Source organism: Pseudoalteromonas sp. A3, assembly GCF_025942345.1.
GTDB classification, from domain to species: Bacteria; Pseudomonadota; Gammaproteobacteria; order Enterobacterales; family Alteromonadaceae; genus Pseudoalteromonas; species Pseudoalteromonas atlantica.
In genome coordinates, this window is the sequence record NZ_JAPCKL010000003.1 from 473,719 (window position 1) to 487,611 (window position 13,893).

At 43.1% G+C, this 13,893-nt stretch carries 13 protein-coding genes; 1 reads left to right on the forward strand and 12 read right to left on the reverse strand.

Features of this window, described 5'->3' with window-relative positions:
- Window position 1 precedes the first annotated feature (1 nt).
- The 12 genes from OIZ54_RS08190 to prlC all read right to left on the reverse strand — a co-directional run bounded on the left by OIZ54_RS08190 (window position 2) and on the right by prlC (window position 12,248).
- Complete coding sequence (locus OIZ54_RS08190; RefSeq protein WP_054982874.1) at window positions 2-1,429, reverse strand: NAD-dependent succinate-semialdehyde dehydrogenase; 1,428 nt, start codon at window positions 1,427-1,429, stop codon at window positions 2-4.
- Between the two features lie 229 nt (window positions 1,430-1,658).
- Window positions 1,659-1,997, reverse strand: a complete 339-nt coding sequence (gene fdx, locus OIZ54_RS08195) for an ISC system 2Fe-2S type ferredoxin (protein ID WP_004585776.1) — start codon at window positions 1,995-1,997, stop codon at window positions 1,659-1,661.
- A gap of 10 nt (window positions 1,998-2,007) precedes the next feature.
- Window positions 2,008-3,870, reverse strand: coding sequence for a Fe-S protein assembly chaperone HscA (gene hscA, locus OIZ54_RS08200; protein WP_054982875.1), 1,863 nt, complete (start codon window positions 3,868-3,870; stop codon window positions 2,008-2,010).
- A 41-nt stretch (window positions 3,871-3,911) separates the two neighbouring features.
- Window positions 3,912-4,439: a co-chaperone HscB gene (gene hscB / locus OIZ54_RS08205; protein WP_004585774.1), complete on the reverse strand. Its 528-nt coding sequence runs from the start codon at window positions 4,437-4,439 to the stop codon at window positions 3,912-3,914.
- Window positions 4,440-4,535: 96 nt separating this feature from the next.
- Window positions 4,536-4,859: an iron-sulfur cluster assembly protein IscA gene (iscA, locus tag OIZ54_RS08210; RefSeq protein ID WP_004585773.1), complete on the reverse strand. Its 324-nt coding sequence runs from the start codon at window positions 4,857-4,859 to the stop codon at window positions 4,536-4,538.
- A 9-nt stretch (window positions 4,860-4,868) separates the two neighbouring features.
- On the reverse strand, window positions 4,869-5,252 hold the full coding sequence (gene iscU, locus OIZ54_RS08215; RefSeq protein WP_004585772.1) for a Fe-S cluster assembly scaffold IscU: 384 nt from the start codon (window positions 5,250-5,252) through the stop codon (window positions 4,869-4,871).
- Between the two features lie 42 nt (window positions 5,253-5,294).
- The gene (locus OIZ54_RS08220) at window positions 5,295-6,512 is read right to left on the reverse strand and encodes an IscS subfamily cysteine desulfurase (RefSeq protein WP_004585771.1); all 1,218 of its coding nucleotides are present in this window, start codon (window positions 6,510-6,512) and stop codon (window positions 5,295-5,297) included.
- Between the two features lie 25 nt (window positions 6,513-6,537).
- Window positions 6,538-7,029, reverse strand: a complete 492-nt coding sequence (iscR, locus tag OIZ54_RS08225) for a Fe-S cluster assembly transcriptional regulator IscR (protein ID WP_004585770.1) — start codon at window positions 7,027-7,029, stop codon at window positions 6,538-6,540.
- Window positions 7,030-7,249: 220 nt separating this feature from the next.
- Entirely contained in the window at window positions 7,250-7,978 is a 729-nt protein-coding gene (gene trmJ / locus OIZ54_RS08230) for a tRNA (cytosine(32)/uridine(32)-2'-O)-methyltransferase TrmJ (protein ID WP_054982876.1), read from the reverse strand.
- Window positions 7,979-8,077: 99 nt separating this feature from the next.
- Window positions 8,078-8,833, reverse strand: a complete 756-nt coding sequence (locus OIZ54_RS08235) for a class I SAM-dependent methyltransferase (RefSeq protein ID WP_004585768.1) — start codon at window positions 8,831-8,833, stop codon at window positions 8,078-8,080.
- 50 nt (window positions 8,834-8,883) lie between these two features.
- Window positions 8,884-10,065, reverse strand: coding sequence for a response regulator (locus OIZ54_RS08240; protein WP_064386199.1), 1,182 nt, complete (start codon window positions 10,063-10,065; stop codon window positions 8,884-8,886).
- A gap of 131 nt (window positions 10,066-10,196) precedes the next feature.
- Complete coding sequence (gene prlC, locus OIZ54_RS08245; protein ID WP_264390150.1) at window positions 10,197-12,248, reverse strand: oligopeptidase A; 2,052 nt, start codon at window positions 12,246-12,248, stop codon at window positions 10,197-10,199.
- A gap of 226 nt (window positions 12,249-12,474) precedes the next feature.
- Between prlC and gorA the strand changes: the two genes are divergently transcribed.
- Window positions 12,475-13,836 carry a glutathione-disulfide reductase gene (gene gorA / locus OIZ54_RS08250; protein ID WP_055254577.1) on the forward strand — a complete coding sequence of 454 codons (1,362 nt, stop codon included), beginning with the start codon at window positions 12,475-12,477 and terminating at the stop codon, window positions 13,834-13,836.
- Window positions 13,837-13,893 lie beyond the last annotated feature (57 nt).

A 13,893-nucleotide genomic window follows, 5' to 3' on the forward strand; every position in this document is an offset into this window, starting at 1 on the left:
TTTAAACTTTGATACACACGTATTTTTCTTCAAGGTATTCATCAAGCCCTTGATGGCCGCCTTCTCGGCCTAAGCCTGATTGCTTAACCCCACCAAACGGTGCCACAGGGTTAGATATAACCCCTTCGTTAACACCAACCATGCCAAACTCAAGCCCTTCGCTAATACGATAGATCTGCTTGATATTTTGACTGTAAAAATAAGCCGCTAAGCCGTATGGAACATCGTTAGCAAGGGCAAGTACTTCGCTTTCTTCATCAAAAGGAATAACCGTTAATACCGGGCCAAATACTTCTTCGTGGTATATATCCATTTCGGTCGTTACGTTAGTAACAATGAGCGGGTTTTGAAAGCTGCCGCCTAAGTCGCTGTTATCCCCTATTAGGTCTGCGCCTTTATCAAGTGCATCTTGCACAAGCTGCTGCACTTTTTCTTTCGCTTTTGGGTAAATAAGAGGGCCAATGTCTACGTCCTCTTCAAACCCATTGGCTACTTTTAATGCGGCTACTTTAGGCGTAATTTTACTCAGCACTTCATCTAAAATACTGCGCTGAATAAAAATGCGGTTTGCGGCTACACATGCTTGGCCACTGTTTCTAAACTTAGCCGCCATGAGGCCGTCGATTGCTTCGTCTATATCGGCGTTATCAAAAATAATAAAGGGGGCGTTTCCGCCAAGTTCCATGGAGGTACGTTTAATCGTACCCGCACACTGAGAAAGTAACTGCTTGCCTACGCCTGTTGAACCTGTAAAAGTAAATTTGCGCACCACTTCTGAGTCAGTAAGTATTTGTCCGACTGTTTTTGCGTCTTGCGAAATCAGTACGTTAAAAGCCCCTTTTACAAACCCAGCTTGATCGGCAAGGTATGCCAACGCCAAAGCACATAAAGGTGTATATTCAGAAGGTTTTAGCACAAAACTACAGCCTGCAGCGTATGCTGGCGCCACTTTACGTGTCACCATAGCAACCGGAAAGTTCCAAGGAGTAATGCCAGCCACAACGCCTACAGGTTGTTTAAAGCTCGTTAATCTATGTGTATCGTCGGTTGGGGGGATCACATCGCCGTAACTGCGTTTAGCTTCTTCTGCAAACCATTTTATAAACCCAGCGCCATAGTCTATTTCACCTAACGACTCTTTAAGCGGTTTACCTTGCTCTTTGGTCATTAGCTCAGCAAGCGTTTGCTTGTGTTTTATTATCAGCTCATACCAACGCATTAGCGTATTACTTCGCTCAGTGGCATTGGTTGATTTTAACTTAACAAACGCACCTTGCGCTGCCTTTATTGCGCTATTAACGCCTTGCTCGTCTATATCACTTACTTCAACAATACTTTTTTCGGTCGCGGGGTCGTCAACGCTAAAACGTTTATTGGTTTTATAAAATTCACCATTAATAAACGAGTCACAAAAAATTAGATTACTCAAAATAGACCTCCGAAATAGTTTTATGGGTTAGGTAAAACGCGTAGCAGCGGGTTTAGCCAAAAGCGATAATTCCTTGACTGTAATTCGACCTGTAAAACGTGATCACTTTAGATCTAGGCCTATTTTAAAAACGCGACATAAAGTCGCTGCTACGTGCTTATACAATCTCTTAAACAAAAAAGCCGCTGTAAAAAACAGCGGCTTTTAAAAAATTCTCGTTAATTAAAAACTAGTGCTCTTCATTAACGATATTGAGATTGTACTTAGGTATTTCAACTACTAAGTCTTCATCTCTAATCACTGCTTGGCATCCTAAGCGAGATTCTGACTCTAAGCCCCATGCTTTATCTAGCATGTCGTCTTCGAGCTCATCGCTTTCATCTAGTGAGTCAAAGCCTTCGCGGATCACTAAATGGCATGTAGTACATGCACACGATTTTTCACATGCGTGTGGAATGCTAATGCCGTTTTTAAGGGCCACATCAAGGACTGTTTCGCCCGCAGGCGCTTCAAGTGCTGCACCGTCAGGACATAATTCCGGATGGGGAAGAAAAATAATTTGTGGCATTCTAACCTCTTTAAACGTTGTCTACTGACTGCCCTGTAAGGGCCTTTTTAATTGATGCATCCATTCTGCGCGAGGCAAAATCGCTGCTAGCGTTATCTACTTTTTCAATTGCGGCTTTAATTTCACCTGGTTGCTGTGCGGTCTCGCGCACTTTAGCAAGCTCGCTTATTTCAGCTTTTAAATTAGCAAGTTGAATATCGTCGAGCAACTCACCGTCGCTAGCAAGTGACGCCTCTAGTGCTTCTATAACACGTAGCGCCTCTACTTGTTGCTCTTTAAGCATACGTGCTTGCATGTCATCTTTAGCGTTGCTCATTGACTCTTTAAGCATGTTAGCTACTTGGTCATCAGATAAGCCAAATGATGGTTTAACTTGGATTTCAGCTTGCACACCAGTCGATTTTTCCATTGCTGATACACTTAACAAGCCATCGGCATCCACTTTAAAGGTAACACGAATATGTGCAGCACCTGCTGCCATAGCCGGTATACCTTTTAAGCTAAATTTAGCCAGCGAGCGGCAATCGTCAACCAGTTCGCGCTCACCTTGTAGCACATGTAAAGACATTGCCGTTTGGCCGTCTTTAAAGGTAGTAAATTCTTGCGCACGAGCAACAGGAATAGTGGTATTACGCGGAATTATTTTTTCAACTAACCCACCCATCGTTTCAAGGCCAAGTGACAGTGGCAATACATCAAGTAATAGCATGTCAGAATCGGGCTTATTACCTACTAATACATCAGCTTGTAATGCTGCACCTAGTGCAACAACACGATCCGGGTCGATTGATGTTAGCGGCTCTTTTTCAAAAAACCCTTCAACTTGGCTGCGAACCAGTGGCATGCGAGTTGAACCGCCTACCATTACAACTTGCAGCACTTCTTCGTTTTCGATGCCAGCATCTTTTACTGCACGACGACACGAACGAAGTGTTTTTTTAACAAGTGGCATAGCCAGCTCGTCAAAAGTTTCGCGTGTCACTTCTACGGTGTGTTTTTGCTCGTCAAATTCAAGCACTACATTTACTTTTGCGTACTGGCTTAGGGCTTCTTTACAGGCTTTTGCTTTATTAATAAATAAGCGAAGCACAGAAGGTGATAATGATGACACACCTGTTTGCTGCTTAAAGTAATCGACTAATAACGAATCAAAATCATCGCCACCTAAGCTTGAATCACCGCCAGTTGCCATTACTTCAAACACACCTTGGTGTAAGCGAAGTATAGAAATATCAAAGGTGCCGCCGCCTAAATCGTAAACAGCAATGATACCTTCTTGGCCCGAGTCTAACCCGTAAGCGACTGCCGCAGCGGTTGGCTCGTTTAATAAACGTAATACGTTAATGCCAGCAAGTTCGGCTGCATCTTTAGTGCTTTGGCGCTGTGCGTCATCAAAGTACGCAGGCACAGTAATTACTGCACCTAAAATGTCTTGATTACCAAAGCTTTGCTCTGCACGCGCTTTTAGAGCCGCTAAAATATGGCTAGAGGCTTTAACAGGGCTGATTTTTCCGGCATCGGTTTGAATGGCAAGCGAGCCGTTATCTTCACAAAACTGGTACGGTAATTGGCCGTAGCTTTGCTCTATTTCGGCTTGAGTTTTACCTAAAAAACGCTTAACCGAAATAAGGGTATTGGCTGGGTCTTGTGTTGCAGCTTGTGCAGCATCGGTACCTACCGTGATGCCGCCAGCTTGGTAACGCACAACCGATGGCAACATGGCTGCACCAAGGTCATCTGTTAATGTGCGGGCTTCGCCACTTTGTACCGTTGCAACCAATGAATTAGTGGTACCTAGGTCAATACCTATTGCTAATTTGTGTTCATGTGGTGCCGCGCTCTGCCCCGGCTCAGCAATTTGCAATAATGCCATAATGCTCTTTAAACTCGTGTTGCTCGCTTTACAGCAAGTAATTAATCGTCAAATAAACTGTCTTCAATGCGCTCAAGTTCGTCTTCTAATTTATATACAAACTTTAATTTGCGAATGTTGTCAGCAGCTTGTTGATATTGCGCCTCGTCGTTACTTGCAAGTTGCTCGGCAAGTTCATTACTGTATTGGATTTTTAATTGCTTTATTTGTGATTCAAAATTGGCGATAGCGGCCTCAGGGTTACTTGCTGAAGCGAGCTCTTCAAGCTCCTCACGCAGTTCCATTTGCTGCATTAAGAACATTGGATCTTGCAGTGTTTGTTGCTCAGCTCGAATATCAACACCTAGTTCGCTGAGCATATATTCAGCTCGTTTTACTGGGTGTTTTAGCGTTTGTAGCGCATCGTTAATTTCAGCGGTACTTTGTACGGCCATTAACTTATCACGGCTGCTCGCATTAGCGTGGCGATCGGGATGCACTGCGCGCTGCAGCTCTAGGTAATGCTTATTTATTGTTGCCAAGTCAATGTTGTAATCAACTGGTATTGCAAATAACTCAAAGTAACGCATAGCTTCAACCAATAAAATTTAGAAATACAAATTTCACAAATAACAAAGCCCTACAATTACTGGCAGGGCTTAAAAATACTACAAAGGTAGCTGAGCTTAAACAGTAAAGCTTTCGCCACAACCACACTCGTCGGCTTGGTTAGGGTTATTAAATTTAAACCCTTCATTTAAGCCTTCTTTGGTGTAGTCAAGCTCAGTGCCGTCGATGTAAACCAAGCTTTTAGCGTCAACAATTAAGGTAACGCCTTTAGCTTTAAAGGTTTCATCGTCTTCGTTAAGCTCATCAACAAACTCGAGTACATAAGCAAGACCTGAACAGCCCGTCGTTTTAATGCCAACGCGCAGGCCTAAACCTTTACCGCGGTTTGCTAAAAATGATTGTACGCGGTTTGCTGCCGCATCTGTCAATGTCACTGCCATGAATTTCTCTTACTTCGCTTGTTTGCTTTTGTAATCAGCAATTGCTGCTTGAATTGCATCTTCAGCTAAAATTGAACAGTGAATTTTCACTGGTGGTAATTCAAGCTCTGCACTGATATCAGTGTTTTTAATAGTTGATGCTTCGTCTAGTGTTTTGCCTTTCACCCACTCTGTTACAAGTGACGATGAAGCAATTGCACTGCCGCAACCGTATGTTTTAAATTTTGCATCTTCAATAACGCCTTCAGACGATACTTTAATTTGCAATTTCATTACGTCACCACATGCTGGTGCGCCAACCATACCCGTTGCCACTGACGGATCATTTTTGTCTAAAACACCAACGTTACGTGGGTTTTCTACGTGGTCGATTACTTTATCACTATAAGCCATAATTCTATCCTCATTACCTGCTACGGTAGGTGCTCACTCGTATTAGTGGTGAGCCCATTCAACTGAATCTAAATCAACACCTTCTTGATGCATTTCCCATAAAGGAGACATCTCGCGTAGGCGACCGATAGAGTTTTTCATTAATTCAACGGTGTAATCAATTTCTTCTTCGGTAGTAAAACGGCCAATACTAAAACGAATTGAGCTGTGTGCTAGTTCGTCGTTACGGCCAAGTGCGCGTAATACATATGAAGGCTCTAAGCTTGCTGATGTACACGCAGACCCTGATGATACCGCTATGTCTTTTACTGCCATAAGTAACGACTCACCTTCAACAAAGTTAAAGCTGATGTTTACAATACCTGGTACTGATTGGTCTTGTGCGCCGTTAAAGTATACTTCGTCCATATCAGCCATAATGCCGTCAATTAGGCGTTTACGTAATGCGCTGATGTGTGCGTGATCTTTTTCAAAATCTTGCTTAGCAATTCTAAATGCTGCACCCATACCTACTAGCTGATGAGTTGCAAGTGTACCTGAACGCATACCACGTTCATGGCCGCCACCGTGCATTTGCGCTTCTAGGCGAGCACGTGGTTTACGACGAACGTAAAGTGCGCCAACACCTTTAGGGCCATATACTTTGTGGCCTGAGAACGACATAAAATCAACTTTAAGCTGTTGTACGTCGATTAATACTTTACCTGCGCTTTGTGCTGCATCTACGTGGAACATAATTTTACGTTCGCGACACATTTCGCCAATAGTATTGATATCTTGAATTACACCTAGCTCGTTATTAACGTGCATAATGCTGACAAGAATAGTGTCGTCACGCATAGTTTCTTCAAGCTTTTTAAGATCTAATAGGCCGTTTTCTTCAACGTCCATGTAGGTTACTTCAAAGCCTTGGCGCTCAAGTTCACGACACGTATCGATTACTGCTTTGTGCTCAGTTTTAGCGGTAATAACGTGCTTACCTTTCTTTTTGTAAAACTGCGCTGCACCTTTAATTGCAAGGTTATTTGATTCTGTTGCGCCTGATGTGAAAACAATTTCACGCGGGTCAGCATTAATTAAATCGGCAATGTCTGTACGCGCTTGGTCAACTACTTCTTCAGCTTGCCAACCAAAACGGTGCGAACGTGACGCAGGATTACCAAAATTACCGTCCATTGTCAGGCATTGCATCATTTCTTTTGCAACACGCTCGTCAACAGGCGTGGTCGCTGCGTAATCTAAATAAATCGGTAACTTCATTTCTCTCTCCGCTGCAGGTCAACTTTTATAGTTGACAGCTTACTTGAATGTTTTCCAACTGCTTAATTGCATTATTGATGCTGTTATCTTGGCGAGATGCGATTTCTTTCACATCTGATTTTTCCACCAATTCAGCTAAGGTAATATTATTTAAAAACTCTTCGATACGTGCGCTTAAATCAGACCATAGGTTATGAGTTAAACAACGCATACCGCTTTGACACCCGGTATCGGCACCTTGGCAACGTGTTGCATCTACCGATTCGTCTACGGCGCTAATTACATCGCCAACAGAGATAACCGCGGCTTCTCGGCCTAGCAAATAACCGCCACCAGGACCACGAACCGAGCTCACTAAGCCATTTTTACGTAAACGGGCAAATAATTGCTCAAGGTAAGACAAAGAAATTTCTTGTCTTTGTGAAATATCAGCAAGGGCAACAGGACCTACACTCGCATGTAGTGCAACATCCAGCATAGCTGTTACGGCATATCTGCCTTTTGATGTTAACTTCATAACGCCCCCCGCACAAAAGAGTGCAAATTTTAATTACCAGAGTAAAATAGTCAAGTATTATCACTTGATAAAAATTTGATTAAAGAACACTGTTCTATTAACAAATTTTTAATACCTGACCTTTTTGGTCAAGTATTAGGTGTATTGTAATTACTTGAGTGTTTTAGTCAAGTATTAGCTCGTTATTTACCCGCAGGTTTTTATAACCAATCGCTATACCTTACTTAGGAATAGATTTATTAATTGAGGTAAGAATACCGCGCAATATGTTTAGCTCTGCCTCTTCTGGGCGTGCACGGTTAAACAAACGGCGTAGCTTGGTCATTACTAAACCTGGATGCTGCTTAATAATAAAACCGGTGTTATCGAGCGTCTCTTCTAAATGTTCGTAAAATAACTCTGTTTGTTTTGAGCTTGGGTAAGCAGTCTCATCGTCTGCTTGCTCAGCCTTTGGCTGCTGATTTAAAAACGCCATACGTGTTTCGTAGCTTAGCGTTTGTACCGCCATAGCTAAATTAAGCGAGCTGTACTGTGGATTTGCAGGAATACATACATGGTAATTACACAGCTGTAGTTCTTCGTTAGTTAAACCGCTGTTTTCACGGCCAAATACAAGCGCTACAGGGCCGTTTACAGCCTCAGCAACTAGCTTTTCACCGCACTCACGTGGCTCAACCATAGGCCAAGACAGCGTGCGTGAACGAGCACTCGTACCAATAGTTAATGCACAATCGGCAATCGCATCAGCCACGGTATCAACAATAACCGCATTACCTAAAACATCGGTTGCACCGGCTGCTAAGGCGCTTGCATGGCTGTCTACTTCACAAGCAGGGTCCACTAAATACAGTTTTGATAAACCCATGGTTTTCATGGCGCGAGCCGCCGAACCAATGTTGCCAGAGTGTGAGGTATTAACTAAAACGATGCGAATATCATCTAAGATCATTGCTGTGCTACTTTACTATGCCAAAAAATTGTGCGAATTCTAACATAAAAGCGCGCTAAGATCCTAGATCCTTAAAGCCGATCAACACGCTAAATACCGTTAAACCATGGCCGCTTTTACATACACATCAAAACGGTTCTTTTTTGTTTTAATTTGCATACTGGGGGTTTGATTGTTTAAAAATGGGGCGTAATCAGGGCGTTTAACGACCACACGCTTACTGGCAAGTGGGTAGGCGAATTCAAGTAAGTCATCGGCGTCGGTATCTGCGCCTACTAATGCCTGAAATACGCGCATTTCTTTTTTAACTAACGCTGATTTTTCTCGGTGTGGAAACATAGGATCTAAATACACTACATCAGGCATGCTCTCGCACTGCTCTAATAACGTGTGGCTTGAGCCAAACACTAAGCTCATATTTTGCTGCATCCACGAACCAATCTCTGCATCTTCGTAAGCGCGTTTTAAGCCATCAAATAATAAAGCTGCTACCACAGGGTGGCGCTCATGCAGTATAACCTTACAGCCAAGTGACGCTAGCACAAAGCCATCTCGGCCAAGCCCGGCGGTGGCATCAAGTACAACAGGGGTTGCGCCTTTATTTAACCCTACCGCTTTTGCGATTGATTGCCCTTTGCCGCCGCCAAACTTACGCCTGTGAGCAACTGCACCTGTTACAAAGTCTACGTTTATTGCGCCAAGTTTAGGCTCATCGCTTTTTAAAAGGCTAAGGCCTTTATCGTCGTAATGCAGAGTAAAACCGCTACAACTTTGCGCCCATTGGGCTAAGTTAAAACGCGTTTCTAGCTCATTTAAATATGGGCGACACTCTTTAAAAGCACACTGAATAACCACTACACACTCCGACGAAAAATTTCAGCTGCAGTATAACAAGCGTTAAAGCACTAAAATAGCTCTATATCGCTTTGGTGCGCAAGACTATGTGAGCTGGCCTCCTCTACTTTAGAGCGTAAGTTGCACAATAATTCGTTGCGGCTCTCGGTCACTTGTTTAAGCTGGTACTTTATAAACGCTAAATCACTATTTGCGGTTACTAGCAGCTGCATAGTTTCGTCTAATTGCGACATGTATAAAGTTAAATCAGCAGGATTGGCGTGTGCTTGCGTTTGCTTAATTGCACAGTTGAGTTCATGAAGCTGCTCTATAAACTGCCTTGTGTAGTCATTTTGTACAACATTTTGGCTGGTAAGCTGCTTTACTATATCTTGCAAAGCAGTGCTAATTTGGGTGGCTTGTTCAAAGCTATTTTCGTTTCTTTCCATAGCAACGACCTTTTCGTTTGTCACTTCGAGTATGTGGGGAAATAAGTCTTTATAACGGCCGTATAAAGCACGATTATCAGCCGGCATATTCTTAATTAATAAAGATATTTTGGGGTAGTTAATAATGGTGCTGTTACCAATATCCACAAACCGATTGGCATTACGGTGCTGCTCTAAAAGCTCCTGCTCGAGAGGGCATACACCACTTTCTAAACTATAAAAATAGCTCCCCCCCTGATACCAAAACACAATAACCACGTCTAAATTAAACGGGCTAAAAAAGGCAAGTAAGTGCTCGCTTAACGAGTGAAAGTTATGACAGTGATAGCTTTGCCCCACAAACCTAACAATACGCCCCATATCCCCCGACTCCGCCAAAGCCATTGCGGCGGTATCTTGCGCTTTAGCTACATCAAATTTTAGCTTTTCACACTGCTGCCGGTACTCATAAAGCACTTTAATGCGTGCCATTAGCTCTTCGGTGTTGAAGGGTTTTATGATGTAGTCAGACGCGCCTACGCTGTAGCCTTTTACTCTATCGTTAAGCTCCACCTTAGAGGACAAAAACATAACGGGTATATCGTGTGTTGACTCATCTTCTTTTAGTGCTTGGCATACTTGGTAGCCGGATTTACCGGGCATTTCTATATCAAGTAAAATTATGTCGGGCGTGTGCTTTTTGGCTAGCTTAAGTCCTTGTTCGCCATCTTTAGCGTGAATAAGCTTACAAAAGCCCGCTAAAGCCTCTTCAATAATTCGATGAACATACAAATCGTCATCAATCGTTAGTACCAACTTTGCCATGCCCTAGTCCATTTTGCTGCGTATACACAAAGCATAGTACGGGAGGTTAAAATTACTAAAAACAATTGGCCAATATATTAAAAAACATAAAAAAAGCGCCATATAGGCGCTTTATAAGGTTAAGTAGTTGTTTATGCAGCTATACCACTGTGACGCAGTAAGGCATCAACATTTGGCTCGCGACCACGGAACTTTTTAAATAACTCCATAGGTTCTTCACTGCCGCCTTTTTCTAAAATATTTTCTAAGAAGGCTTTACCTGTTTCGGCGTTAAAAATACCGTCTTCTTCAAATTTAGAAAATGCATCGGCAGAGAGTACCTCAGCCCACTTGTACGAGTAGTAACCGGCGCTATAGCCACCTGCAAAAATATGACTAAAGCCATGTTGAAAACGATTAAACTCAGGCGGGTTAACCACCGACGTGCGGCTACGTACGTCGTTTAAAATCGCTTGAATTTGGCACTCTTGGTTTGCCTGGTAGTCGTGGTGGATTCTAAAATCGAACAACGAAAATTCAATCTGACGCAGCATTTGCATGCCAGAATTATAGTTTTTAGCAGCCAGTAGCTTATCAAGTAGCTCTTTTGGTAATGGCTCACCACTTTCAAAGTGGCCTGAAATAAAGCTCAGCGCTTCTTCATCGTAACACCAGTTTTCTAAAAATTGGCTTGGTAGTTCTACGGCATCCCATGCAACGCCGTTAATACCAGCAACAGGAGCAGCATCAACTTGGGTAAGCATGTGGTGTATACCATGGCCAAATTCGTGGAAAAGCGTGGTTACTTCGTCATGTGTAAATAGCGCCGGTTTGTCGCCTACCGCTTTATTAAAGTTACACACTAAGTATGCCACGGGTGTTTGCAATTCTCCGCTGGCGCGCACTTTACGCCCCATACAGTCATCCATCCACGCGCCGCCACGTTTGCGCTCGCGTGCATATAAATCAAGATAAAAACGACCGCGCAATGTATTACTGCTATCAAAAATTTCAAAAAAGCGAACATCGCTGTGGTAGCTATCAAAGTCGCTTACTTCTTTTACCTTAATACCAAAAAGGCGGCTAACGGTTTCAAATAAACCGCTAAGTACTTTATCTGCAGGGAAATAAGGGCGCAGTACTTCATCTGAAATTGCGTATTTTTCTTGCTTGAGCTTTTCGCTGTAGTAACCAAAATCCCATGCTTGAAGCTCAGTAATGCCATGGTGTTGCTCAGCATAGGCTTTTAGCTCTGCCACTTCTTGCTCTGCTTGAGGCTTAGACTTAGCGGCTAAGTCTTCTAAAAATGAGAAAACTTGCGCTGGCGACTCAGCCATTTTAGTTGCTAATGATTTTTCAGCGTAGTTATTAAACCCTAATAGCTGCGATAGCTCATGGCGTAGTGCAAGCTCTTCTTTCATAATGGCTGAGTTATCAAACTCACCCGCATTAGGGCCTTGATCTGAAGCGCGCGTACAAAATGCTGTGTAGGTTTCTTTGCGCAGTTCGCGGTCATCTGCATAGGTCATTACCGGTAAGTAAGACGGAAAATCAAGCGTAAATACCCAGCCGTCTAAACCTTTGCTTTTAGCTGTTTCGCTAGCAAGCGCTAATGCCGACTCTGGCAAGCCTGCCAATTGGCTTTCATCGGTAATGTGTTTATGCCATGCAAGCGTTGCATCCATTACGTTGTTGCCAAATTTAGAGGCAAGTTCAGATAAACGCGTGCTAATTTCGCCGTAGCGCTTTTGATCTTCTGCTGATAATGCAATGCCTGAAAGTTTAAAATCACGTAGGGCGTTGGTGATGGTTTTTTGCTGCGCAGTGCTGAGTGTTTTAAATTCATCGCTGTTATAAAGCGCATTATACGCTTCGTACAGCCCTTGATGCTGCCCGACAAATGTTGAGTACTCAGATATAAGTGGTAAACATTGCTCGTAGGCTTCACGCAGCTCGTCGTTATTCATGACTGAATTAAGGTGCGATACCGGTGAAAACATACGCGAGAGTTTATCGTCGGCTTCTTCAAGGGGTAATACTAAATCGTTCCATGTAAACGAGCCTTTTTCTAACACGTCATCTATGGCTTTACGACATTGCTCTATACCGTGCTTTAGTGCCGGTACTACGTACTCTGGCTTTATTTTTGAAAACGGGGGTAAGCCTTCTAGGCCAATGAGTGGATTTGTTTGTGCTTCGCTCATGAATTTTCTCAATTTAATTGACTATGAATTTGAAGTTGGGGCAAAACGGTGAAATACAAGCCTCCATTAATGGGTCTAATATAGCTTAGGATGAAACTGATCGGCATAATAAACAATTTCGTTTGTTGTATTTATCAGCTTTTTAGCGCGCCGCGCTGGGTGACTTGCACTTAGCATATGCTATCATCGGCACATTATAGTTAAATATATTTTTTGAGGATAAAACATGGCTCAGCATTTTGATTACATTGCGATTGGTGGTGGTAGTGGCGGTATTGCCTCTGCTAACCGTGCGGCAATGCGTGGCGCTAAAGTAGCGCTTATCGAAGCAAAACACATGGGCGGCACCTGTGTTAATGTAGGCTGTGTGCCTAAAAAAGTAATGTGGCATGGCGCACAAGTTGCTGAAGCAATTAACTTATATGCACCTGATTACGGCTTTAACGTAGAAGTAAAGGACTTTAACTGGAGCAAACTCGTTGAGAGCCGCGAAGCGTACATTGGTCGCATTCATAAAGGATACGACAACGGTTTAGCGAACAATGGCGTAACCGTAATTAATGGTTTTGCTAAATTTGTTGATAGCAAAACCGTAGAAGTAAACGGCGAGCATTACACGGCCGATCATATTTTGATTGCAGTAGGTGGCCGTCCGCATACTCCTAATATTCCAGGTGCTGAGTACGGTATAGACTCAAATGGCTTTTTTGAATTAACAGAGCAGCCAAAGCGAGTAGCGGTAATTGGCGCAGGCTACATTGCTGTAGAACTTGCCGGTGTACTGCATGGTTTAGGCACAGAAACTCATTTATTTGTACGCAGACACGCGCCACTTCGTAATTTTGATACGCTACTGGTTGAAACCCTGGTAGAGATCATGAAAAAAGAAGGCCCAACACTGCATACCGAATGCTCGCCTAAAGAAATTGTTAAAGAAAGCGATGGTAGCTTAACCATTCATTTTGAAAATGGTTACAGCCAAAATGTTGACCAAGTAATTTGGGCTATTGGCCGTGAGCCAAGCACTGATGTAATTAACATTGCAGCAGCAGGGGTCGAACTAAATAGCTCTGGTTATGTAAAAGTAGATGAATATCAAAATACAAACGTACCTGGTATTTATGCTGTGGGCGATATTATTGAGCACGGTATAGAACTTACGCCTGTCGCAGTTAAAGCCGGCCGTACCCTATCAGAGCGTTTATTTAATAAAGACCTACCTGATGATTTAAAAATGGATTACAGCCTTGTACCTACTGTGGTATTTAGCCACCCACCTATTGGTACTATTGGTGAAACCGAGCAAGAAGCCATTGCTCGCCACGGCGAAGAAAATGTAAAAGTGTACAAGTCGGGCTTTGCCGCTATGTACACAGCCGTTACACAACACCGCCAACCGTGTGCAATGAAGCTTGTATGCGTAGGCCCTGAAGAAAAAGTAGTTGGCTTACACGGCATTGGTTTTGCCGTTGACGAAATGATTCAAGGCTTTGCGGTTGCTATGAAAATGGGCGCAACTAAAGCTGATTTTGATGCTGTTGTTGCACTGCACCCTACAGGCTCAGAAGAGTTTGTGACGATGCGCTAAGCAAATTCTGCTTATAACGTTAAAAGCCCTTACTATGTTTTAGTAAGGGCTTTTTTA

Excerpts from the sequence above, each read along its gene's own strand:
- fdx (WP_004585776.1), bottom strand. The coding sequence starts at position 1,997 with ATGCCACAAATTATTTTTCTTCCCCATCCGGAATTATGTCCTGACGGT.
- hscA (WP_054982875.1), bottom strand. The coding sequence starts at position 3,870 with ATGGCATTATTGCAAATTGCTGAGCCGGGGCAGAGCGCGGCACCACAT.
- hscB (WP_004585774.1), bottom strand. The coding sequence starts at position 4,439 with ATGCGTTACTTTGAGTTATTTGCAATACCAGTTGATTACAACATTGAC.
- iscA (WP_004585773.1), bottom strand. The coding sequence starts at position 4,859 with ATGGCAGTGACATTGACAGATGCGGCAGCAAACCGCGTACAATCATTT.
- iscU (WP_004585772.1), bottom strand. The coding sequence starts at position 5,252 with ATGGCTTATAGTGATAAAGTAATCGACCACGTAGAAAACCCACGTAAC.
- OIZ54_RS08220 (WP_004585771.1), bottom strand. The coding sequence starts at position 6,512 with ATGAAGTTACCGATTTATTTAGATTACGCAGCGACCACGCCTGTTGAC.
- iscR (WP_004585770.1), bottom strand. The coding sequence starts at position 7,029 with ATGAAGTTAACATCAAAAGGCAGATATGCCGTAACAGCTATGCTGGAT.
- trmJ (WP_054982876.1), bottom strand. The coding sequence starts at position 7,978 with ATGATCTTAGATGATATTCGCATCGTTTTAGTTAATACCTCACACTCT.
- OIZ54_RS08240 (WP_064386199.1), bottom strand. The coding sequence starts at position 10,065 with ATGGCAAAGTTGGTACTAACGATTGATGACGATTTGTATGTTCATCGA.
- prlC (WP_264390150.1), bottom strand. The coding sequence starts at position 12,248 with ATGAGCGAAGCACAAACAAATCCACTCATTGGCCTAGAAGGCTTACCC.
- gorA (WP_055254577.1), top strand. The coding sequence starts at position 12,475 with ATGGCTCAGCATTTTGATTACATTGCGATTGGTGGTGGTAGTGGCGGT.